Consider the following 22,959-nt stretch of genomic DNA (forward strand, 5'->3'; position numbering starts at 1 on the left):
GAACCCACAGGCACACCAACCGGCCACCCGCTAAGGCACAACGTTTCGTCAATATCCTCACCATGACTAACGCACTCAATACGCCAATCCAACTAGCGAGCAGCCCTCGGGGCGAAGTAGTACTGTATGCCGATACAGCCTTATGGTATTCGTTTCGCTTCGGGGCGCTGCAACGTTATTTAACAGCCGATGAATTTCACCGACTGCATGAGTCGGCCATGAGTTTCGAACTGAACGCGCTGCCCGACGCTGCCCGGAATATGCTGACCCCGTCCTCGACAGGCGAAGCCCCGGTTGTAACGCTGTTTGGCCGACTGACGCGCCATGATCTGCTGGAATTGAAAGCCTTGCTGGGGCGGGCGGCTTTGCTGGTCACGGCGCTCAACCGAATCTGGAACGACCTTAACTAAACCGACTTGACTTTTTGCGCATGAAACACAACCATAACTTCCGGACGCTGGCCGACAATACGGTCGGGTATGTGGGTATCTGCGATGGGTGCCGCACCGTTAATGTCGCGTTTCAGAATTCACTATTCTGCCTGACGCTCGATCAGTTCGATACGTTTTCGGAGATGATTTTCGAGCGACTGGCTATGCGTCCGTTCTGCACGACGCATGGCAAGGAATTGCTGCTGCCAACGCCCATGCCGAATTATTTCCTGCTCTTCAGCGACGACGATCTAAACACGCTGGCTGGGCTGCTGCGGGAAGCGGCTCCGGTTCTGGCCGCCGAACAAATCCTCGATCTAAGCCGGACGAATTGATGGTTTTGAGTTTATAGCGGTACCTAACCCGCTTTTGGGTAGTGCCGTTTACCCCCCCAGCCCCCTGAAGGGGGAGCATTCCGCAAATGAACCACTCCCCCTTCAGGGGGCTGGGGGGTAGGCCAGCCGGATAAAGCTTGCCCGTTAACAGACCTGATTCAAGTCCTTAATAGCCCTACCTTGAAAGGGCGGGGAGGCCGAAACAACGTCAAACCTCGAACTACAAACGGTAAACAAAATGAAAAACTTCCTGCTTACACTGCTGGTCATGGCGTCCGGCCTGGTTCGGGCGCAGACCGCACCACCTCGTATCGTATCGCTCGATGGTACTGTCAGTGAAATTCTGAGCGATCTGGGGCTGGAAAACCGACTGGTCGGCGTCGACGTGACAAGTACCTACCCGGAATCGCTGAAGAAACTGCCGAAGGTTGGCCATAACCGCACCATCTCCGCCGAAGGAGTACTCGCCCAGCAGCCGACGCTGGTCCTGACGACCGAAAAAGCCGGTACCAAAGCCGATGTGCTCGACCAGATCCGGTCGGCGGGTGTGCAGGTCGTGTCGTTCAGGCAGGACTTTTCGGTCGAAGGCACCAGGAAACTCATCAACGATGTAGCCGCTGCCTGCCGGGTACCAAGTAAAGCCAAAGCGTTAATTCGTCAGGTCGATACCGATATGGCGAAGGTGCAGAAAGCGACGGGTAAACCGAACGTGCTGTTCATCTATGCGCGTGGTACCGGTACGATGCTGGTGGCCGGTAGGGGAACGCCGGTAGAAAAGATGATCGCACTGGCGGGTGGCCAGAACGCAACGCCCCAGTTTACCGATTTTAAACCCTTAACGACCGAAGCTCTCGTCGCTGCCGATCCCGACGTTATTCTGCTGTTCGACAGTGGGCTGGAAAGTTTGGGCGGGCCTGTCGGCCTGCTGAGTGTGCCGGGCGTCGCCCAGACGAAAGCGGGAAAAAACCGCCGGTTTGTTACGATGGACGGCCACCTGCTGACAGGATTCACCCCCCGGCTCGGTAAGGCTCTGAGTGAACTGGCAAAGGGCATTTCGCTGACGGGCAAGGCTTTGTAAGTTATAGAATTTACGGTTTATGGTATTCGGTTTACGGTGCGAGACGTGTAAACGTCCACCTGGCTTCTTACCTGTAACAAATGCCGTATACTGAATACCGTAAACCGAATACCATAAACTGTACACCACAAATGCTAACCCAAACACCACCGGCTCCCACAATCCCTCGTTCGGCGGGGCTACTTCCCGTGCCCCGGCGCAACTGGCTATTGCCTGCGCTGGTGGCCGGATTGATCGTGACGATCGTGCTGTCGGTAGGAGTAGGGGCGGTAGCGATTGCGCCCGTCGACGTGTTGCGAATACTGGCCGGGCGGCTGGGTTTCGACACGGACGTTAATGAGACAAAAACCGTCATTCTGACGACAATTCGACTGCCAAGAGTGTGTTTGGGTATACTGGTTGGATCGGGGTTAGCCGTGGCGGGCGCGGCTATGCAGGGTTTGTTCCGAAACCCGCTGGCCGACCCCGGTTTGATCGGTATTTCGTCGGGTGCATCGTTGGCCGCTGTACTGATGATCGTGCTGGAAGTGACGCTCTTCCAGAAACTGGCGGGGCTGGCAGGCTATTATGCCCTGTCGCTGGTGGCGTTTGCCGGGGCCTGCGGGACGACACTACTCGTATATCGGCTGGCGCGGGTGGCGGGTCGGTCGGTTGTTACGACGATGTTGCTGGCCGGTATCGCGATCAATGCGCTGGCCGGTGCCCTGACGGGCTTACTCACCTACCTGGCTACCGACGATCAGCTGCGGACGATTACGTTCTGGGCGCTGGGTAGTCTCGGCGGAGCATCGTGGACAACCGTGCTGGTGCTGTTACCCTTCATGGCGGTGGTGCTGATCGGTATGCCCCGACTGGCCAAATCGCTGAACCTGCTGGCGCTGGGCGAGAGTCAGGCGGCTATGCTGGGCGTGAACCTGACACGGCTCAAACGGCAGGTTATTATCCTGGCGACGCTGGCCGTCGGTACGTCCGTGGCGGTCGCGGGCGTTATCGGCTTCGTCGGCCTGGTCATTCCCCACCTGATTCGGCTGGTCGCTGGTTCCGACCACCGGCATGTACTGACCGGGTCGGCGCTGGGCGGGGCAATCGTTTTGACGGCTGCCGATGCCCTGTCGCGAACAATCGTAGCCCCGGCCGAACTACCCATCGGCATCGTAACGGCTCTGATCGGCACCCCCGTTTTTATCTGGATGCTCATTCGCCAACGAAATCTAGGGTAGACGATCAGGGCTGTTAAGTTCTAGCCTGTTTACCCGGCAGCGGCCGTCCGTCCCAGCCCCCTGAAGGGGGAGTGGTTTCTTCGCGGAATGCTCCCCCTTTAGGGGGCTGGGACGGACGGCCGCTGCCGGGTGGTTCGGCCGAAGTAAATTTGGCTTCTGGTAGTATCAAATCAAGAACTTAAGAGCCCTAGGGTAGACGATGGCCCCGTACGAACCGAAAACCGAATACCGTAAACTGAAAACCCCCTATGCTGCAAACCGAACAACTAACTTATCGCATCGACAAGCGGACGCTGGTCAACAGTGTGTCGATGCGGGCGCGGGCGGGCGAACTGCTGGCGATCGTCGGGCCGAACGGGGCCGGGAAGTCCACGCTGCTGCGGCTCTGCGCCGGTGAACTGAAGCCCGCATCGGGTCAGGTGTCGTGGGGTGGGCAGCCATTGTGGGCGCATTCGGCCAGTGAGCTGGCGCGTCTGCGTGGCTTCCTCCACCAGCAGAACACGCTGGCGTTTCCATTTCGGGTCGACGAACTCGTGCTGATGGGCCGCTACCCGCACCATGGCGCACACCCGTCTTCGGCAGACTATGCCATCGCCGAAGACGCCCTGCGCATGGTCGACATGAGCGCCTTCGCCAGCCGAATCGTGACGACACTGTCGGGTGGAGAACAGCAACGTGTCCAACTGGCGCGAATATTGGCCCAACTGTGGGACGTCAACGAAGGCTTACTGCTGCTTGACGAACCGACTACCGGGCTCGACTTGCTGCATCAGCACCAACTGCTCGACATTGCCCGACAGATGGCCCGACGAGGCTACACCGTCGTCGCCGTACTACACGACCTGAACATGGCGGCCCAGTATGCCGACCGGCTGCTGCTGCTGCGTTCCGGGCGGGTCGAAGCGCTCGGCGCACCCCGCGACGTGCTGACAGAGACGTTGGTCGAACGCGTGTTCAACGTACCCGTGCAGATACTCGATAACCCCCGAACCCACAGCCCGATGGTAGTGGTAGGAAGGGTATAACGTTATTCGGTATTCGGTTCACGGTAGTCCATCGCACGTTAAGTTTTCTTCAGAAGATACGCTGAACTGAAGACCGTATACCGAAAACTGTATACCGAAAACATTAAACTTTAAACGAAATGACTACACTCGAAACACTGACGACGCGCTGGGCCGACTTGCGGCAGCAGCAACCCAATCTACGCATCCGCGATGCCGCCCGGCAACTGGGCGTGAGCGAAGCGGAACTGCTCGCAACAGGTACCGGTAAAACGGTGGTGCGGCTGGCGGGGGACTTTCGCGAACTGCTCAAACAGGTTGCGACGCTTGGGCACGTCATGGCGCTTACCCGCAACGATGCTCTGGTTCACGAACGGAAAGGCACGTACGAAAGCGTGTCGTTCAATGGGCATGTCGGGCTGGTACTCGGCCCTGATATCGACCTGCGCCTGTTTATGAGTCGCTGGACGTTTGGATTTGCTGTTGACGAAAATGGTCGGCAGAGCTTACAGTTTTTCGACGCGCAGGGACAGGCCATTCACAAAATCTACCTTACTGAACAGTCGAACCGGACCGCCTACGACGCGCTGGTCAGTCAGTTCTGCAGCGACGACCAAAGTGATACACTGCTCATTGAGCCCGCCCCCGACCGGACGGTCGACCAGCCCGATGAAGCGATCGACGTAGCTGGCTTTCAGGCCGGATGGCTGGCAATGCAGGACACGCACGAGTTCTTTGGTCTGCTCCGCCAACACGGCGTGGGGCGTCAGCAGGGGCTGCGACTGGCTCCCGACGGGTACGCCCAACTGCTGACGATGGAGCAAGTGAAACAGGCAATGACCCTGGCGTCGGACCGCGCGGTGCCCATCATGGTGTTTGTGTCGAATCCCGGCTGTATCCAGATACACACGGGACCGGTGCAGAAACTGGTACAGATGGGACCGTGGTATAACGTCCTCGATCCACTGTTCAACCTGCACCTGAACGAAACGCTGATCGGGCAGGTCTGGCTGACTAAAAAACCGACCGCCGACGGTATCGTTACCAGCCTGGAACTCTTCGACAAAGATGGTCAGAACGTATGCCTGCTCTTCGGCGAACGCAAACCCGGCAAGCCCGAACTGGAAAGCTGGCGCGCGATCGTGGCAGCGTTGTAGCCTGGACCTCCCGGTCCGGGTGGACGCGAAGCGGCCTTAAAGCTACCGCATACACAAGTTGCCCTGACGGGCACCCGGACCGGGAGGTCCAGGCTACGCACCTCGACAGGCTACACCGCCTTCCTGCGTGAACCTTTCGCTGGTTTGCCACTGTGTAGTTCGATGATGCGCAGTATGTCGGCACCAATCTGGCGGGCACGGGTTTTTCCGAAGCCTTTGATCGCCATCAGCTCATCCATGGTCGACGGGCGCTGACTGGCCAGTTCGGTGACGGTTTTATGGGGAAGTACCATGAAGCCCGTCGTGCCATGCTCACTCGCCAGTTCGTTGCGCCACTTCATCAGGGCACCGTACAAGCCACCCTTCCCGGTACTGCCTTCCTTCTCGGCAGGTTCGTTTTTCTTCCGACTCGGCACAAAGTCAAGCTCGACTTTGTGCCGGGCCTGTTGGTATGCCGTTGCGTCGAACGCGGATCGAAGCGTGTCGAAGCCGTGCTGTTTGCTAATCAGTTCTTTCTCCAGTTCGTCAAGGTTTTCGAACAGGCTGTCGCGGGCTTGCTTGTTGTCGGTCGCCGTGTCGAGTCGGTGCAGCAGGGGCAGGGCTTCGTCGGTAAGCAGCGCGTGAAAATAGCCGCCCGCTTTCTGAAGCCGGTCGCGCAGTGGTTCGTTGGCTTCGGGCAGCACGTCGGGCAGAAAGTAGCCGGGCAGTTGTCGGACGAACCGCCGGGCCACAACGCGGCCTTTCTCGGTCAGCAGTTCGGTTAGTTGCAGCAGGAGTAGCATCAGGTCGCCCGAAAAAGCACCACTGTGATCGTGGATCACCTTACGCGATCGGTGCAGTAGTGAATGAGCCGTTTCGAACGAAAACAGTTCTTCGAGTAGCTGTTCCTGGTACGCCCGTTTGGCATCGGTCAGGTGCTGTTCGGTGGGTGTCTGTTGCTGTACCTGTTCGTGAAAGTCGTCCAGCCGTTGCTCGCTCTTGATGCTGTGCATCGGAATTTCGGCCCGCAGCACCAGCCCATCCAGCGTTTTGCACCGGCTCAGCGCCACGTACACCTGCCCGTGTGCAAACGCCGACGATGCATCGATGATCGCCCGCTCGAAGGTCAATCCCTGACTTTTGTGAATCGTGATGGCCCAGGCCAGTTTCAGCGGATACTGCGTAAACGTGCCGATGACCTCACTGGTAATCTCTTTTGTCGTCGGGTCGAGGGCGTAGCGGACGTTCTCCCACGAAACCCGCTCGACGGTCAGCGGCTCACGATCGCCTTGGCATTCGACATAAATCTGGTCGTCATCAATGGCGGTAACACGCCCGATCTTGCCGTTATAATAGAGCTTGTCGCGCGAAATATCGTTTTTGATAAACATGACCTGCGCCCCGATTTTCAGGTCCAGGTCGGCGTCGGTGGGGAAGGCGTGGGCGGGAAACTCCTTGTCGATTTCGGCTTCGAACGAACGTAGCTTACCCTTCAGCGCCTTCAGCTTTTCACTGTTGATCTGCTGCGCCCGCTGATTGTGCGTCGACAGCGTGATGTAGCCGTCGCGTTCGTCGGGCGCAAAGTCGGGAATGTACCGCTGATTCAGATCCGCCAGCTGATCGCGCGTGATCGTCTTTTCGCGGATGCCATTCAGCATATCGATAAACCGCTGGTCGGCCTGTCGGTAAATGTGCGTCAGCTCGATTGAGACGTAGGGCGTCTGTTGCAGCGCGCGGCTACCGAAAAAATAGCCTGTCTCGTAATACGGGCTCAATAGCTGCCAGTCTTCGTCGCGGATCACGGGCGGCAGCTGCTGCATGTCGCCGATAAGCAGTAGTTGTACGCCACCAAAGGGCTCCGGTCGATGACGGTACCGGCGCAACACTTCATCGATACCATCGAGCACGTCGGCCCGTACCATACTGATCTCGTCGATGACCAGCAGGTCGAGCGTGCGGAAGATCTTGATTTTCTCGCGGTTGATGTTGTTTTCGCGAACGGCGCTGCCCGGCACGAGCGGTCCGAACGGTAACTGAAACAGCGAGTGAATCGTGACACCCCCGGCATTGATGGCCGCGACGCCCGTTGGGGCCACCACAACCATACGTTTGCCGATCGACTGCCGAATCTGCCGCAGAAACGTCGTTTTTCCGGTACCGGCCTTCCCCGTCAGAAAGACGTTTCGGCTGGTGTGCATGACGAAGTTGTAGGCGAGATCGAGTTTTTCGTTTACGGCAGCAGGCATTCGGGAAGTCGTCTGGAGTAGACAAGGATAACGGTTTCTACTGCCCCGCCGGTTCCGAGTTTACTAGACAGGATTTTTTTATTGGACAGGATTACAGGATGGACAGGATGTATTATCAATTTGTCTAAAATCAAATCCTGTCCATCCTGTAATCCTGTCCATGAAAACTACTCGCGGGAGGTGGCGATGATGATGGCGCCGACGACCATGATGGCTGCGCCGGTGAGCACCTGCCAGCTGAGTTTCTCCTTCAGGAATACCCCCGCCAGAATGACCGAGAAAACCAGCGTCAGGTTTGTCAGGGGCGATACCTGCGAGGCATTGCCCAGTTTGAGCGCGCGAAACGACAGCAGCGACGACAGACAAGTAACGACGCCCGCAACGATCAGAAAAATCCAGCTGCGCCGGTCGATCGTACGCAAGTCCGGGAGTTTGCCCTGCCCGAGGATGACACTCCACGAGACCAGTAAAATCATAACGGCCTGTACGGCAAAGGCCAGATTCGAATCGACGTTTTTGACCCCGGCTTTGGTCAGCGTCACAACGATGGCTGAGGCCAAAGCCGCCAGCAGGGCAAAAACAATCCACATGATGCGAAGGGAGAAGGAGCGGAGTAAAGTAGCCGCATAGTCATAACGAAAACTCGGAACGTTCGGTGCATTTTTGGGTTTTGTGTAGAGACGCGATCCTTCGCGTCTCAGCGCGCGTCAGCTGATAGCATCTAGGTATAACCATGTGGTGGCACAACCATCGGTGCGATACCGTCCGGGCGATGAGACGCGAAGGGTCGCGTCTCTACCAGTAAAAACACTGAAAACAAATGAATATTGGTGATAAAGTCCGGCTGTTACGGGCGAAAGGAGAGGGCATCGTGTCGCGGTTTTTGCCGGGCAACATGGTCGAAATTGAGATTGAAGATGGCTTCCGGATTCCGGTGATGCGTTCGGAACTGGTTCCCGTGTCGCCACTGGAAGCGGAAAAACTGCTCCGTAAGTCGACATTCGAGCCGCAGAAACCAACAGCGCCGTCGGCCCCGTCGATTCTGGCCAACCAGGGTATTTACCTGGCGTTTGTCGCGGTCAATGATCGAGAGTATTCGTTGTATCTGGTCAACAATACCGACTGGGATTTTCCGTATGCACTGGGCGAAGAGTCGGCCGCACCCACGGGCGGTGTGCAGTTCCGGGGCTTGTTTGCCGGCATGCTCAAAGCGCGGGCGCATCAGAAAATGAACGACCTCTACACGCACGCGACCTTTGAAAACTGGCCGACGTTCGTGGTGCAGGGGTTGTGGTTCCGCGCGGGCAAGTCGACGTTGCGGGCTCCGCTGGTGAAACGATTCAAAGCACGGGCCGCGACGTTTTTTAAGAATAAAACCACCGTGCCCGTCCTGAATCAGCCCGGTTTTGTCAGTCAGCTCGATGCCGAAGGAACTGAGCCGGCACAACCCGCAGCCCCGTCGAGTAACCGGCCCCGCCCGCATACGATTCGACCCGACGAGTTGAAAGCCGAAATGCTGAAGCCAAAGAATGATCCCGACGCTATCGCGGTCGACCGGCCGTCGTCGGTGGTTGATCTGCATACGGAAGCGCTGCTGCCGAAAGGGACGGGCAACCGTGGTCCCGCCGACCTACTGAAGCTGCAACTGGATACCTTTGAGAAAGCACTCGAAAACGCCGTTGCCAGTGGTATGAGCGAAATCACGTTTATTCACGGCGTCGGCAGTGGTGCGTTGCGGACTGAACTGCACAAGCGGCTGGGGCAACACGCCCACGTCCGGTTTTTCGAAGATGCCCAGAAACAGAAATTTGGCTATGGTGCCACGAAGGTCAGCCTTAAGTAACTACCGGGCTGGGGTATTCAGTCTGTGGCTGCTGCTCGGGCTGGCGAGTTGTCAGTCTGCGAGTCAGCTGGACCCCAAAGCGCCGAAAGAAGCGTATAAATTCACCGAAATGGACATCCGCAGCGAGCGTCATCTATCCACCGTTCACGTACCCGTATCGATTTCGATCAACGATGTGCAGCGTCAGATCAACGCGCAGGTCAACGGGTTGATCTACGAAGACAACGACCCGAACGACAACAACGGCGACAAGTTTCTGACGAAGGTGTGGAAACGCGGAACGATTCTCGTGTCGGCGCAGGATAGTCTGTTTCAGTTTGTCGTGCCGCTGCGCATCTGGGTGCGGGCGGGCGTGTCGGTGCTGGGCTTCACCCAATACAAGGAAACCGAATTTGAACTGGACCTGCGGTTCAAGAGTAAGTTCGACCTCGATCCCGACTGGTCGGTACACACCCAGACGCAACCCGACGGCTACGGCTGGGTGCGTCGCCCGACGATCAGCGTTATCGGCCTGAACATCCCGATCACCAATCTGGTCAGCCGGATGATTGACAAGAACCTGGGGACGATTACGCAGGCGATCGATCAGCAGATTCGGAAAAACGTCGATCTTAAGACACCAGTGCTGCGGGCGTGGAATCTGCTGCGTGAACCGTACCTGATTTCGGAAGCGTACCGCACCTATTTGCAGGTCGTGCCGAAGCGCGTGCTGATAACGCCCCTGCGGTTCGACGGTAGCGTGATTCGCTCGACCATTGGCATCGAAGGCTTTACCCTGACGACCACGGGCAACAAACCCGACGTACGCCCGGCCGTGTCACTGCCTGACCTAACGGTGGTAAATCAGGTAAAAGACGATTTTCGGATAGGTCTGCTCAGCGAAGTCAGTTATCCCGAAGCGGCCCGGCTGGCTGCGGAGAATTTCGTGGGCAAGACGTTTCCGCTGACGGGGGGCTACAGTATCACGCTCACCAGCATCGATCTATACGGCCAAAATGAAAACCTGATTATCAAAGCCGGCTTATCTGGTACGATCAAGGGCGACATCTACCTACGCGGTCGACCGTATTACGACCCGAAGACACAGACAATTTCACTGCAAAATCTGGCGTACGATCTCGATACGCGGAATATTCTACAGCGGTCGGCAAGCTGGCTGTTACAGGGCACCTTCGCCAAAACGCTCCAGGAACAACTGACTTTCCCCGTTGGCTCGCAGATTACGGATGTGCAGAAACAGTTGCAGGCTCGATTACACAACAATGCGATTGCCAAAGGCGTGGTAATCAACGGTCGCATCGACCATATTCAGCCCGATCAGGTGTACCTGACGTCGACCGGCATGTTAGCCGTCGTCAACGCCACCGGCCGAATCGACGTGAAGGTCGACGGGTTGCAGTAAGGTAGATGATCTACAGTTTACAGTATCCGGTTTACGGCAACTTCACAGGGCGAGGGTGTGGTAAATTCGCTGGGTTAAAACCCGGCGCAAGAACCGCTCTTTTACTGTTGCACCGGGTTAAAACCCGGTGCAACAGTAACCATTGAGTGTCGAGACCAGAACGCCAGCCCTAACGCTACCAAACCGTAAACCGAATACTGTAAACCGTAAACCGACTTAAAACCGAACCAGCCGTCCTTCCAGGCTAGCCTGTTGTTTGGTATAGCGGACGCCACTGGTTTTTAGCCCCGTGCTGTTCAGCAGCGTAATCGTTCCACCGTTGTTCGAGAGCTGAAACGAACTGTTGGCCGGAATGCGCAGCTCGACTGTGCCCGCAGCCGGAACCGTCAGGTTGCCGATAGTGAACGCCTGTTGCTGCCGATCGACCAGCTTCCAGCCGTTGAGCGACACCGGCGAATCAGTCGTGTTAAGCAGGATGACTTTCTCGTTGCCCGCTTCGTTGCCTCGGGGGTTGACCAGAGCCGCTGCGATAACAACTTCCCCGTCAACGGGGGTGTTGTCGATGGGATTGGTGCCGGCGATACGATTGCCGGTCTGATCGTCGGTGTGTAGCGTGGGTGGGTTGAGCGTGTTGAACTGCGTCTGGAAAGCCAGCAGAATCGCCGTCCAGCGACCCAGTGCCGGGTAGTAAATCAGCAAACCCCCATCCTGAAAAACACCATTGTCTTTCTCGAACTTACCCGGCGGGTTCCCCTGATTCATGTGAATGTCGTGGATACCCTGATCCTTGATTTCGGGGAAATACTTGTCTTTGCTGGTCGTGCCGGGCCACCGTTCGCCAAACACGAAAATGCGGGCGTTGGGATCGGCTTTCGACTTGTCGAGCGCCTGCGTCAGCTTTTCCTCCAGGTCGTTGTCGAGGCCGGGGGCGTTGTTGGGCAGCGGAATCATCCGACTGAAATCACCAATCATGTTGCGCCGGAGAAAGTCAAGCCCAAACTGACGGCGTTTGTCGGGGTCGTTGATACTGTATGTGCCGTTAGCCGGAAAAGCGGTTAGCAGCCGGTTACAGAGTTCGTGCTGGTAGTCGTCGTTGACGTACGTAAGCAGCATCGACCCGTCCTGCGACCGAACGTTGACGGCTACCCGGAAGAAATCGCCCCCCGTGTCGAGTTTGATTTCAAAGTGATTGGCGTCGGGTGCCATCAGACCGCGATCGTAGCGGCCTACAAACAAGTGATAATTGGTGAGTGCCATAGGGAAATGAAAGTTGGCGGAAGATTACGTGGATTTGCGCTACGGTCTGTCAAGGTATTGTTACTAATCGCCAATCCTGAGCAAACGGTTTGGCCACGAATCGATATTTAGGACATTTTCGGTCGTATCCGCATCGAAAGGCGTACCTTTGTACCCGCCAATGCAATACGAGTTGTCTTATCGCGCCAGCCTTCGGGCCGGTGAGGAAAGTCCGGGCAGCGCAGAGCGCCATACTTCCTAACGGGAAGGCAGCCGACTGGCGACGGTCGGCTGACAGACAGGGCAACAGAAAATATACCGCCGATTTTTAATGGCGAATGAATGAATGAGTGAATGAGTGAATAGCTCCGCGAGAACGTTACTGGACGCGCCAGCTATTCACTCATTCGCTCATTCGCTCATTCACTCATTGATTCTGGTAAGGGCGAACCGGTGGGGTAAGAGCCCACCGCCCGGCGGGTGACCGACGGGGCACGGTAACCCTTATGGGCTGAAAGACCAAATAAGCGTCGGACGCGCGGCTGCTCGTCGCCAGCAGCCTGGTTTCGGCCGGGTGAAAACCGACGCGGGTAGGTCGAACGAGGTGTCCGGGTGACTGGCATCCCAGATAAATGATAAGACGGCTGGCTTTACGGCTGGTCGACAGAACCCGGCTTATAGACTCGTACTGCATTGGTTTTTCAACTCCCCGGCTAACAGATCCGCGCTGTCAGCCGGGGAGTTGTTTGTTTGTGCTTTTTTGGCTGATCAATTGGTTGGTGTACAGGGTGGGAATTGCTAATTCTTACGCGCACGGAACTAGATCGTAGTTAGAAAAGTTAACACTGTTATAAAAGCGAACGAATAGACAATGGGATTGGTAGAACGTCGACAACGACAGAAAGAAGAAGTCAGAAACAGCATTCTGACAGCTGCCTGGGAACAGGTGCTGGCTGAAGGCTGGGCTTCCCTGTCGATTCGAAAAATTGCCGACGCCATCGAATACAGCGTTCCCGTGATTTACAGTCACTTCGCCAGTAAGGATGCGATTCTGCTGGAGTTTACCCGGCAGGGGTTCCAGCGACTGATCGGGCAAATCAAGGAAAGCGCGCTTTGTGAAAAAGAACCGGCCGAACGGCTGGAAGGCATTGCGCAAACGTACTGGCAGTTTGCCTTTGATAACCGGGAGTACTACCAGCTTATGTTTGGACTGGGTATTCCTACCTGCGAAACGGCAAATCACATCGTCGAGATGCGGCAGTTTAGCGAGGTCATTACCCACACAATCAACCAACTGATTGCCAGTGGCCCCAACGCCGATGCCGACGTATATCTTAAGTTCAAAACGTACTGGTCAATTCTGCATGGGCTGGTGTCGATTCAGATGATTGATCCAACAGCAGCCACCAACAAGCAAAACACAGCCGTCCTGCACGATGCTATATCCGGGTTTGTGAAATCACTGACCCACTAATTTTTTGTCTGATACCTAACACTGTTATTTTTCATACTACTGTAAATATGTCAACGATAGCCAGTAACAAACCCACGATGGACGTAGAAATCTGGAGCGACGTGATGTGTCCGTTCTGCTACATCGGCAAACGGAAGTTCGAACAGGCCCTGTCGGAATTTCCGCAGCGCGAGCAGGTGCGGGTTGTCTGGAAAAGCTTTCAGCTGAACCCCGATCAAAAAACTGACCCGACCAAGTCGATCAACACGTATCTGGCGGAAGTGAAAGGCTGGAGTGTCGAGCAGGCCAAAGCCATGAACGACCGGGTGACCGACATGGCCCGCGAGGTAGGCCTGACGTACGATTTCGACCGGGCCGTCGTGGCTAACTCATTCGATGCGCACCGCCTGATTCAACTGGCCAAAACGCAGGGGCTGGGCGACGCAATGGAAGAGCGAATCTTCCGGGCTTACTTCACCGAGGGCCGCAACACCGCCGACCATGCTACGCTGGTAGAACTAGGAACGGACGTAGGCTTGTCTGCCGAGACGGTTACGCAGGTGCTGGCTAGCAACCAGTTTGCCGATGCCGTAGGGCAGGACATCTACGAGTCGCGGCAGGTGGGCGTGCGGGGCGTTCCGTTCTTTGTGCTGAACCAACGCTACGCGGTGTCTGGTGCACAGCAACCCGAGACCTTCCTCGGGGCACTGAATACGGCCTGGTCGGAATGGTCGAAAAGCCAGCCCAGGCTGACCGATCTGTCGGCTGATGCCCCCGCCTGCGACGTCGACGGTACCTGTAACTAATTCGCAATTCATTTTCTATACAACCTGAATTTTTCAACACTCATGGAGCTCATCGATGCCCTGAACTGGCGTTATGCCGCCAAAAAAATGAACGGTCAGCCCGTTCCCGCCGACAAAGTAGACACGATTCTGGAAGCCATTCGGCTATCGGCGTCATCGGTTGGTATTCAACCGTACAATGTGATTGTCATCGAAAGCCATGAGCTACGGGGCAAAATTCACGAACAGGCCTGCCCGCAGCCGCAGATCGTGGAAGGTTCGCACGTGCTGGTATTCGCCAGCTGGACCGACGTTACGGCCGAGCACATCGATCAGTATATGCAACTGATTGCCGACACGCGGCACACGGCGGTCGACTCACTGACTCCGTTTGCTGATTCGATCAAAGGTAATTTGATGAGCCGTACGCCCGAACTACGGGCCGAATGGGCGGCCCGTCAGTCGTACATCGCACTGGGTACCGGTATGATTGCAGCCGCGACGGAAGGCGTCGATGCCACGCCGATGGAAGGGTTCAACGCCGATGCGCTCGACCAACTGCTCGATCTGCCGGCTAAAAATCTGCACAGCACGTCGATACTGGTGCTAGGCTACCGCGATGCCGAGAAAGATTATCTGGCCAACGCACCCAAAGTACGCCGGTCGACGGAAGAACTGTTTATCGAAATGGCGTAGTGTAGAGACGCGATCGCACCGGCGACCCGGCCTTCGCGTCTCAGTTACCGGATGGTAATTTGCTGGATGGTTTGTTTACCAGTAACGCTGTTTTACTGATGGGTACTGAGACGCAAAGGGTTGCGTCGTTACAAATGGGGTATCTTCGTTATGTTTACGCTATGCTTACCTCGCTTAAAACCAATCTGGGCCGCTTGCGGCTCCTCGCCCTGCTCGAAGGGCTATCGCTCATTGCCCTGGTGTTCATCGCGATGCCGATCAAATACGTGGGCAACGACCCCACGCTGGTCAAGGTGATCGGGCCGATTCATGGCGTGCTGTTCATTCTGTTCGTATTGTACACGATCAGCGTCAGCATCGACGAAAACTGGCGATTCGGACGGACGACGTGGAAAGTCCTGCTGGCATCCGTTATCCCCTTCGGTACCTTCTATGTCGATAAAACGATCCTGAGTAGGCAGAAGTAAGTTTACGGTTTTCAGCTCTTAGCTGAGCATGTATCATGATCAACTGTACTGAAAACCGTAAACTGAAAACGGTATACCGTATACCATTCTCGTTTTTTTTTCGTACCTTTGCGGCCACGTTTTACGCAGGGGGTTCGTCCCCCGATCAAAACTAGCAAGCACAAATGGCTGTTAAAATTCGTTTAGCGCGTCGTGGACGCAAAAAGATGGCGATGTACGACATCGTGGTAGCTGAATCAGTAGCACCCCGCGATGGTCGGTTTATCGAGAAAATCGGTTCGTACAACCCCAACACCGACCCATCGACGGTCGTACTGAAATCGGACCGGGCCGTACATTGGCTCATGGTTGGCGCGCAGCCAACCGATACGGCTCGTTCGGTATTGTCGCACGAGGGTATCCTGTACAAAAAACACCTGCAAGTAGGCGTAAACAAAGGCGCTATCACGCAGGAGCAGGCCGACGAGAAATTCTCGACCTGGAAAGACGAGAAAGAAAATCGTAAAGCCGGCGTTGCCGACGCAAAAACGCAAACCAAAGAGCAGGCTCGTGCCGCTCGTCTGGAAGCGGAGCGTAAGGTCAACGAAACCCGCGCTGAAGCGATTGCCAAGAAAAACAAGGTTGAAGAGCCCGTAGCTGAAGCACCTGTTGCCGACGCGGCTGAAGAAGCACCCGCTGCTGAAACCGACGCGGCTGCATCGACCGAAGAAATCACCAGCGCTGAATAATTTTCCGCGCCTGGCGTTACCAAAGAGCCTGTTCGCGACCGGACAGGCTCTTTCCATTCCCAGCCATAGCCATGACTAAAGACGATTGCTATCAGGTAGGCCACATCACCAAGACCCACGGCGTCAATGGTGAACTGGTTCTGTTTCTGGATGTCGACGACCCCACCGAATACGCTGATCTCGATTCAGTGCTGCTGGAAGTCAAAAACGAATTGATTCCGTATTTCATCGAGTCGCTTGCCATTGTAAAAGGCAGCCGGGCTATCGTCGCCTTCGAAGACGTCGATACAATCGAGCAGGCGGAGCGACTGATCAATTGCGGGGCGTATCTACCCCTCGATAACCTCGAACCGATCACCGACGAAACCCGGTTTTATTTCCACGAAATCGTGGGCTATCAGGTTGTCGACGCGAACGAAGGGCCGTTGGGCATCGTGCGGGGCGTCTACGCCATGAACGCGCAGGATCTGATCGCGATGGATTACCAGGGTAAAGAAGTCCTGATTCCCATCAACAGCGACATTGTGCCGACCATTAACCGGGCCGAGCAGAAGCTGAACGTGGTACTGCCCGACGGGCTGCTGGCAATTTATATGGAGGATGGCGCGCCCGACAAAGCGGAGTTCGACGGCGACGCTGACGATAGCGACGATACCAATGCGCATTGACATTATTACCTGCCTGCCCCGGCTGCTCGACAGCTTCTTTGCCCATTCGATTCTGCAACGGGCGCAGACGGGCGGCTACGTCGAAGTCGTTGTGCACGATTTGCGTGACTATACGCTCGACAAGCACCGGCGCGTCGACGATTACGCGTTTGGCGGGGGAGCCGGCATGGTCATGCAGATCGAGCCGATTGCCCGCTGCATCCGTTCCCTGCAGGCTGAACGGCCGTACGACGAGGTGATTTACATGACTCCGGATGGTGAGCGACTCAATCAGCATACAGCTAATACACTATCGTTGCGGCAGAACCTGATTATTCTCTGCGGCCACTACAAAGGCATCGACGAGCGCGCGCGGGAACTGTTCGTTACCAAAGAGATGAGCATTGGTGATTATGTACTGTCGGGGGGCGAACTAGCCGCCTGCGTTCTGTCCGATGCGATCATTCGGTTACTGCCCGGTGTACTGAACGATGAAACCTCGGCCCTGACCGATTCGTTTCAGGACAACCTGCTGGCTCCGCCGGTGTACACCCGCCCGGCTGAGTTCGAAGGGCACCGGGTTCCCGACATCTTACTGTCGGGCCACGAAGCAAAAATTGATGAGTGGCGGCATGAACAGGCGCTCGAACGAACGCGTATCCGTCGACCTGATTTACTCGACTCTTAAGCGGAAAGGCGGTGATTACCTGACAGGGGATCACCGCCTTTTCGCTTGACGACCTGTCGGTCATGATTACGGCCACCACCGATTTAATCGATTGCTGCCTGAATCATCTACCGTCCAGTTCGTTACCTAAAACAGCGTACTGAAATTTGTTTGGCGTTGCGTAGTTTTGAACAAACTGTTTAGCCTACTGTAACACTTGACTATGGAATTTCTAGCGACGCTATTCCACTACGCCCCCACGCCAATGGCTGTATTTCAGGGGGAGGATCGGCGCATTCAGCTGGCGAACCCCGCGTGGTGTCAATACTGGAATGTACGCGTCGCTCCGGTCGAAGGGTTATTGCTGACCGATGTACTGACAGCCGGGCAGGCTGCGCTCTATACGCAACTCCTGGATAGCGTAGGCGTTGCTGGACCGTCTGAAACGACGCGGACGATAACGGTTACCGTCGAGCGCGATGGCGAACTGGAAGAGCGGTACCTTCGGGTGGTGACCACGCTAACGCCCTCTCTGAGTCCGGTCTGCGTCGGAACCATCATCACGGACATTACGGAAACCGTGCAGGCGCAGCAACGAGCCGACAGACTGGCGCGTGAACAGGAAGTGCATCGGTGGATGATGCGCGAAGCACTCGATAACTCGCCCGTTGCCATTGTGGTTGCCGGCAGTGTGCGTGACGAACGAACCGCCGAACTGATTGATTTTGAGTATCGGCTGGCCAATAGGGAAACGAACCGACTCAGTAGCCTGCCCGAGGGTGAGGAACTGGTGGGCAGACGTATGCTCAGTACGTTTCCCGGCGATATCGACTCGGGCGTATTCGACCAATTCAAGGCCGTGGTTGAAACGGGTGAGCCATTAGCCATCGAAACCCATTATCAACACGGTTCGATCGATAAGTGGTTTTACATACGGGTGGTCAAACACAGCGACGGATTCGTACAAACGACGCTCGATATTACGCCAGTGAAAGAAGCGGAAGCGGCTATCGAACAGCAGGCCGATCTACTGCGGTCTATCCTGGATAATTCCCAGACCGCGATTTCGCTGCACAACGCCATCCGCGATCCGGTCACCCGGCAGGTAATCGACTTCAAAACGGTGCTGGCTAACAAACGGGCGCGTGAATCCTGGGGCGATAGAGTCGAGCAGTACATGAACCAGACGCTGCTGACACTGCGCCCCGAAGTCGCCGGAACACCAGAGTTCAATCGGTATGTGCAGGTCGTCGATAGCGGAGAACCGGCTCAGTTCGACCACGGGTTCGGCAGCAGGATGTACTCGATAAACGTAGCCCGGGCGGGCGATGGTATCGTGCTGTCGTCGGTAGATATTACCCGAGATCGACAGTATCAGCGGGAACTCGAACAGATCAACGCTGAATTGCGACGCTCGAACGAGGGTTTGCAGGCTTTTGCCTACATCGCCAGTCACGATTTGCAGGAACCGCTCCGCAAGATTACGGCCTTCAGCTCCATACTGACGAGTCAGTACGCCGATCAGCTGGATGCGAGCGGACAAATGATCATCACGCGGATGCAGTTGGCGGCCGAGCGTATGTCGGCCCTGATTCGTGACCTGTTGGCCTACGCGCGCATTGGTAATCAGCACACGTCGTTCAGCGCGGTTGATCTGACGCAATTAGTGAGAGACCTGCTCGATGATATGGAAATCACCATTCAGACGGCCGGGGCTACGGTCAAGGTTGAGCCGTTACCACAGCTGTGGGGTGATTCGGTTCAACTGCGGCAACTGATGCAGAATCTGCTCAGTAACGCCTTGAAATTCAAGCGGGACGATAGACCACCCGTCGTACAGATCAGCAGTGAACAGATACCCGTTAGTCAACTCCCGGCTACACTGCTTGCGTCGGTCAGGGCGACGCCGGCGTATTGGCTAATCCATGTTGCCGATAACGGAATTGGGGTTTCGCCGGAATACTACGAACGCATCTTTGAGGTCTTCCAACGACTGCACGGACGTAATCAGTACAGCGGTACCGGAATTGGCCTGGCCATTGTCCGGAAAGTGGCCGAACAGCATGGTGGGCTGGTAGTCGTAAAAAGCGAGCCCAACGTCGGCTCCACCTTTTCCATCTACCTACCCGTTATTGAATGATAGAGTGATTGAGTGACAGAATTATTGAGTGATAGAATGATTGAATAAGCTGACGCGAAACACTCAATCATTCAATCATTCCGTCATTCAACCATTCAATCATTCATTCAATTCATTGACCTGCTGGGCTTCGCGTTCGCGTCGTTTACGTTCGCGTCGTTCCTGCCGGAGCTGTTTGCGGGTTTTTACCGTGTCAGCCGGAACGGCTGCGTCGGTGGGCGGGGTTTCGGGCTGAACGGTGGGCTGCTGCGGTTCTTCAGTAGTCCGGTCCCGATTTCCTTTGAACAAGCGCCGGAAGAAGTTGCCGATACCCGTCCCGTCGCCATCTGCGTCGATATCGGGGTCAATCGGATCGACCATCAGACTATCCGACTGCATCAGCGTATCGACAGGTGGCAACTCCCGACGGAGTCCGGCACGGAGTCGAACATCGTAGAATCCGTACGCGCCCGAATCAGGAGCCGTCAGCCCGCGTTTCGCCATAATTCGACCGATGATGCGGAAGTAGCCGCGTACGTTACGCACCTGTAGTCCACCACCCGGTACGAACCAGCTGAGCGCAGCTTTGGGGCGTGGTACGACGAAAGCCAGGAAGATACTTTCGCCCAATGACAGCTCAGACGGGCGTTTGGCAAAGTAATAGCGGGCGGCCTCGCCGATACCGTATATGTTGCGGCCCCACTCGATTATGTTCAGGTACACTTCGTACATCCGTTCTTTAGGTACGATGTGCTCATTCTCGATCAGCCAGACAATCAGAATCTCTTCGACTTTCCGGGACAGGGTTTTGTTGCGGTTCAGAAATACGTTCTTGACCAGCTGCATCGAAACCGTACTGGCCCCGCGCTTGAATGATTTCTCCTTGAAATTGGTCGCGATCGATACCCGGAATGCTTTCTCGTTAAAGCCCTTGTGCGTGAAGAAGTTGTAATCTTCCGACGTCAGTAAGGCGTTGCGCAGATCGGGCGCTATCTCGTTGAGTGGTGTATAATCGGGGTTTTCGGGACCGACGCGGATCGTACGGACAGGTTTATCCTTCTCGTAGGGCGTGTAGTCGAACGGTTTGTTAATGACGCTGAAGTCCGTGCGGCCCATCTTGAGAATGCGGAAGCCGTCGGGAGTCAGGCCGGAGTCGAACTTTACCGAGTCGGGCAGGGCCGTGTCGAACTGAAACGACAGATCGTACTTAAGCTTGCCTTCTACCTGCATGCCTTCGAGCGATTCGAACAGCCCCTGCGGAAACGAGTTGAACAGGGCCTGTGCGTTCAGCGGGTCGGTGTGCAGTTGTACGTTGTACTGTTTGCCGGAACCGGGCTGGCCTTCTGCCGCTGTCCGGTCGGGGAGGGTATACTTGACGAACGGCCGCGCACTGACCTGACCCAGTCGCAGGGTCGACGTACTGTCGATACCAACGTAGTTTTCGCCGACGAACAGCTTGGCCTCCATCGACGCCTGTGGTACCAGAACGTCGGTCCGGGCGATAGCCGGGTGATTGACCCGCAGGTTCCGCACCGAGCCGGCTCCCTCCAGCCGGAACTCACCCCGCGACCGGTCGACGTCGCGCAGCTGACCCCGCAACGTATCGGCCTGAAGCAGCAGGTTGTATTTCTTTTGAATGTAGGCCAGTTCGAGCGGCTTGGGTCGACCGTCGGGCTGATTGGCGAACAGGGCCAGGTCGTACTCCCGGTCGGCGGGGTCGGCCGTCCCGTCGAGGTGCCAGATCGCTTCGTTGCCGTTCAGCAGAATGGTCGATTTAACCTGCTCATTATGAATGGTGGCCGTCTGCGTGAATAGCCGAAGTGTGTCGTCGTTATCGATACCGACTACGTCCAGGTTCTTGACGTCGAGATCGTCGGGGATTTTCGACAGAACATTGTCGATCAGGTTTTCGGCGACGTCAGCCAGGTCAGTTTTGTGCCGGGTCGTTGTTGTCGTAGCCGTGGCCGTTGAATCTTTCCGGGAGCGAAGCAGGAAGTCAACGTTGGTCAGTGAGTCGCGCTTAACAACCTGAATCCGGGCGTTTTCCAGCGACATGGTCGACAGGCCAATCTTGCCGATGAGCAGCGGCCACAACCGGACCGACACTTCAACCTGCTGAATGCGGGCCAGGCTGTCGCGATCCCGTGGAACGACGGAAATATTGCTGAAGGCGACGGAGGTAAGCCCCGTGAAATGAGCATCGCCAATTTTCAGGTCGAGGTTATAGTCCCGTTCAGCCTTGCGGGTAATCTTGGCGAGGGCCGTCTGAAGCAGACTTTCGCGTTTGGAAAAGGCGATGCCGACACCTACGCCCGCAATCAACAGTAGACTCAGAAGAATGCCCCCCGTAATGCGAAGGGCTGTACGTTGACGATCCGTCATGCTTACACTAGTGATACGCGAAGGTAATAAATAATGGTTGGCGACAACCAGTCTGTCGGTTAGCTGTTTGTTGGCAGACGCGGGTCGATAAAATAAGGGTCAATGGACAAAATAGAACACTGACTGCGGAGGGGATGTAGCGGATCGATCAGTACATTGCGCGAAGGCGACAAGGGTACTACCGTCGATGGTATAGCGATGCATAAGGAGTGGAAGTGCCGAAATTGCTGATCCATAAAATGGGCTAGTGCTGTTGGCGCTATGTAGGGACTGTTCCAACCAACCGGCAGCTGCGTTGCGTCCAGTGACTGAACGGCGTTGTCGGGAATACGGATTGTACATAGGATAAGGGGCGGTAAATCGGCCAGTGGTGTACCATCCAGATGAACCATGTATTCCAGAAAACAGAGTTCCGGCGTTGTGGCCGTGTAAACCAGCGGGCGACCCCGTACATTCCAGCGGCCACCCCGCAGTTGGGCACCAATACCATCAAGAATAGTATCCCGATGGCTGTCAGTCTGAATACGATAGACGATGCGTGCCACTAGCTGAAGACACCGTATTCAATGCGCCCCAAAATGTCGTCGACGAGTTGAATGCCAGTTGAACTATCCAGTAAATCCAACGGTGAGTGGTTTTCCAGTAACGGTAACGGACGTCGTAGCCACCGGGTGAATTTTCCCGCATCCTGAAATACCGATGCGCCATAAATCGCCAACTGATCGAGAATCAGAAGCCGTTCGGACGTTACGGGATCGAGCTTTCCCATTTTAGCCTGCCGATGAAAGGTAGCGACTGACTGATTGAGGAGACGAGCCATCTCCTTGTCAGAAACCGCTAATAGTCCAGCAACACGGCCTGCTTCTGTACCGGTTAGGCCCTGGCGGGACTGGTCGATTAATTGCAAGGGTGTGAGGGCGTTTCCCGCTACTGAATACAAACTGGCTGGAGCTGTCATACCTGGTAACACGTTGATCAAATGGTATCATTGAACTCATTTGATAGTACAATAACGCGCTTTTGATCGATGTAGTGCCTGCTTGCGTAAATTATCACTGGTAATCGCTCCGGATGCGGGTTTATT

Annotated in this window: 22 protein-coding genes and 1 other RNA gene; 17 read left to right on the forward strand and 6 right to left on the reverse strand. The window is 55.9% G+C overall.

Annotation, left to right across the window (positions count from 1 at the left end; translation table 11 throughout):
- The first annotated feature begins 62 nt into the window (after window positions 1–62).
- The 6 genes from CLV58_RS19285 (at window position 63) to CLV58_RS19310 (ending at window position 5,225) form a co-directional block, all read left to right on the forward strand.
- A complete protein-coding gene (locus CLV58_RS19285) occupies window positions 63–410 on the forward strand; it encodes a hypothetical protein (RefSeq protein ID WP_146141481.1) in 348 nt (115 codons plus the stop codon).
- Window positions 411–430: 20 nt separating this feature from the next.
- Window positions 431–766, forward strand: coding sequence for a DUF6686 family protein (locus tag CLV58_RS19290; RefSeq protein WP_106139465.1), 336 nt, complete (start codon window positions 431–433; stop codon window positions 764–766).
- 238 nt (window positions 767–1,004) lie between these two features.
- Window positions 1,005–1,844, forward strand: a complete 840-nt coding sequence (locus CLV58_RS19295; protein ID WP_106139466.1) for a heme/hemin ABC transporter substrate-binding protein — start codon at window positions 1,005–1,007, stop codon at window positions 1,842–1,844.
- Between the two features lie 131 nt (window positions 1,845–1,975).
- The gene (locus CLV58_RS19300) at window positions 1,976–3,064 is read left to right on the forward strand and encodes a FecCD family ABC transporter permease (RefSeq protein WP_106139467.1); all 1,089 of its coding nucleotides are present in this window, start codon (window positions 1,976–1,978) and stop codon (window positions 3,062–3,064) included.
- Between the two features lie 248 nt (window positions 3,065–3,312).
- A complete protein-coding gene (locus tag CLV58_RS19305; protein ID WP_106139468.1) occupies window positions 3,313–4,089 on the forward strand; it encodes a heme ABC transporter ATP-binding protein in 777 nt (258 codons plus the stop codon).
- Window positions 4,090–4,208: 119 nt separating this feature from the next.
- Complete coding sequence (locus CLV58_RS19310) at window positions 4,209–5,225, forward strand: hemin-degrading factor (RefSeq protein ID WP_106139469.1); 1,017 nt, start codon at window positions 4,209–4,211, stop codon at window positions 5,223–5,225.
- A gap of 110 nt (window positions 5,226–5,335) precedes the next feature.
- On the opposite strand, the gene CLV58_RS19315 is transcribed toward CLV58_RS19310, so the two are convergent.
- Together CLV58_RS19315 and CLV58_RS19320 are read right to left on the reverse strand one after the other, a co-directional pair.
- Window positions 5,336–7,450 carry an HRDC domain-containing protein gene (locus CLV58_RS19315; protein ID WP_106139470.1) on the reverse strand — a complete coding sequence of 705 codons (2,115 nt, stop codon included), beginning with the start codon at window positions 7,448–7,450 and terminating at the stop codon, window positions 5,336–5,338.
- A gap of 167 nt (window positions 7,451–7,617) precedes the next feature.
- Window positions 7,618–8,040, reverse strand: a complete 423-nt coding sequence (locus tag CLV58_RS19320; RefSeq protein ID WP_106139471.1) for an EamA family transporter — start codon at window positions 8,038–8,040, stop codon at window positions 7,618–7,620.
- A 230-nt stretch (window positions 8,041–8,270) separates the two neighbouring features.
- Here CLV58_RS19320 and CLV58_RS19325 point away from each other — a divergent pair, with 230 nt between their 5' ends.
- Window positions 8,271–9,293, forward strand: coding sequence for a Smr/MutS family protein (locus tag CLV58_RS19325; protein ID WP_106139472.1), 1,023 nt, complete (start codon window positions 8,271–8,273; stop codon window positions 9,291–9,293).
- Window positions 9,265–10,695: a DUF4403 family protein gene (locus CLV58_RS19330; RefSeq protein ID WP_245882388.1), complete on the forward strand. Its 1,431-nt coding sequence runs from the start codon at window positions 9,265–9,267 to the stop codon at window positions 10,693–10,695. The genes CLV58_RS19325 and CLV58_RS19330 overlap by 29 nt, the downstream gene beginning before the upstream one ends.
- A gap of 216 nt (window positions 10,696–10,911) precedes the next feature.
- On the opposite strand, the gene CLV58_RS19335 is transcribed toward CLV58_RS19330, so the two are convergent.
- Window positions 10,912–11,952, reverse strand: coding sequence for a DUF2278 family protein (locus CLV58_RS19335; protein WP_106139474.1), 1,041 nt, complete (start codon window positions 11,950–11,952; stop codon window positions 10,912–10,914).
- Window positions 11,953–12,116: 164 nt separating this feature from the next.
- Between CLV58_RS19335 and rnpB the strand changes: the two genes are divergently transcribed.
- The 9 genes from rnpB (at window position 12,117) to CLV58_RS19380 (ending at window position 19,514) form a co-directional block, all read left to right on the forward strand.
- Window positions 12,117–12,625: RNase P RNA component class A (rnpB, locus tag CLV58_RS19340), an RNA gene on the forward strand.
- 177 nt (window positions 12,626–12,802) lie between these two features.
- On the forward strand, window positions 12,803–13,405 hold the full coding sequence (locus tag CLV58_RS19345) for a TetR/AcrR family transcriptional regulator (protein WP_106139475.1): 603 nt from the start codon (window positions 12,803–12,805) through the stop codon (window positions 13,403–13,405).
- 77 nt (window positions 13,406–13,482) lie between these two features.
- Complete coding sequence (locus tag CLV58_RS19350; RefSeq protein ID WP_106139518.1) at window positions 13,483–14,190, forward strand: DsbA family oxidoreductase; 708 nt, start codon at window positions 13,483–13,485, stop codon at window positions 14,188–14,190.
- Window positions 14,191–14,232: 42 nt separating this feature from the next.
- Window positions 14,233–14,865 carry an NAD(P)H-dependent oxidoreductase gene (locus tag CLV58_RS19355; RefSeq protein ID WP_106139476.1) on the forward strand — a complete coding sequence of 211 codons (633 nt, stop codon included), beginning with the start codon at window positions 14,233–14,235 and terminating at the stop codon, window positions 14,863–14,865.
- A gap of 161 nt (window positions 14,866–15,026) precedes the next feature.
- Window positions 15,027–15,332 (forward strand): DUF3817 domain-containing protein, encoded by a 306-nt coding sequence (locus tag CLV58_RS19360; protein ID WP_106139477.1) that lies wholly within the window; start codon window positions 15,027–15,029, stop codon window positions 15,330–15,332.
- A gap of 164 nt (window positions 15,333–15,496) precedes the next feature.
- On the forward strand, window positions 15,497–16,060 hold the full coding sequence (locus CLV58_RS19365) for a 30S ribosomal protein S16 (RefSeq protein WP_106139478.1): 564 nt from the start codon (window positions 15,497–15,499) through the stop codon (window positions 16,058–16,060).
- A 71-nt stretch (window positions 16,061–16,131) separates the two neighbouring features.
- Entirely contained in the window at window positions 16,132–16,728 is a 597-nt protein-coding gene (gene rimM / locus CLV58_RS19370; RefSeq protein ID WP_106139479.1) for a ribosome maturation factor RimM, read from the forward strand.
- A complete protein-coding gene (gene trmD / locus CLV58_RS19375; protein ID WP_106139480.1) occupies window positions 16,718–17,395 on the forward strand; it encodes a tRNA (guanosine(37)-N1)-methyltransferase TrmD in 678 nt (225 codons plus the stop codon). The genes rimM and trmD overlap by 11 nt, the downstream gene beginning before the upstream one ends.
- A 202-nt stretch (window positions 17,396–17,597) precedes the next feature.
- Window positions 17,598–19,514, forward strand: coding sequence for an ATP-binding protein (locus tag CLV58_RS19380; protein WP_106139481.1), 1,917 nt, complete (start codon window positions 17,598–17,600; stop codon window positions 19,512–19,514).
- A gap of 99 nt (window positions 19,515–19,613) precedes the next feature.
- On the opposite strand, the gene CLV58_RS19385 is transcribed toward CLV58_RS19380, so the two are convergent.
- Genes CLV58_RS19385 through parS form a run of 3 tightly spaced genes read right to left on the reverse strand, consistent with a single transcriptional unit; the run spans window position 19,614 to window position 22,833 of the window.
- Window positions 19,614–21,875 (reverse strand): transglycosylase domain-containing protein, encoded by a 2,262-nt coding sequence (locus CLV58_RS19385; protein WP_106139482.1) that lies wholly within the window; start codon window positions 21,873–21,875, stop codon window positions 19,614–19,616.
- Window positions 21,876–21,934: 59 nt separating this feature from the next.
- Window positions 21,935–22,420: an RES family NAD+ phosphorylase gene (locus CLV58_RS19390; protein WP_106139483.1), complete on the reverse strand. Its 486-nt coding sequence runs from the start codon at window positions 22,418–22,420 to the stop codon at window positions 21,935–21,937.
- The gene (gene parS / locus CLV58_RS19395) at window positions 22,420–22,833 is read right to left on the reverse strand and encodes a type II RES/Xre toxin-antitoxin system antitoxin (RefSeq protein ID WP_106139484.1); all 414 of its coding nucleotides are present in this window, start codon (window positions 22,831–22,833) and stop codon (window positions 22,420–22,422) included. The genes CLV58_RS19390 and parS overlap by 1 nt, the downstream gene beginning before the upstream one ends.
- Window positions 22,834–22,959: the final 126 nt, after the last annotated feature.

It is taken from the genome of Spirosoma oryzae (genome assembly GCF_003002825.1).
Taxonomy (GTDB): domain Bacteria; phylum Bacteroidota; class Bacteroidia; order Cytophagales; family Spirosomataceae; genus Spirosoma; species Spirosoma oryzae.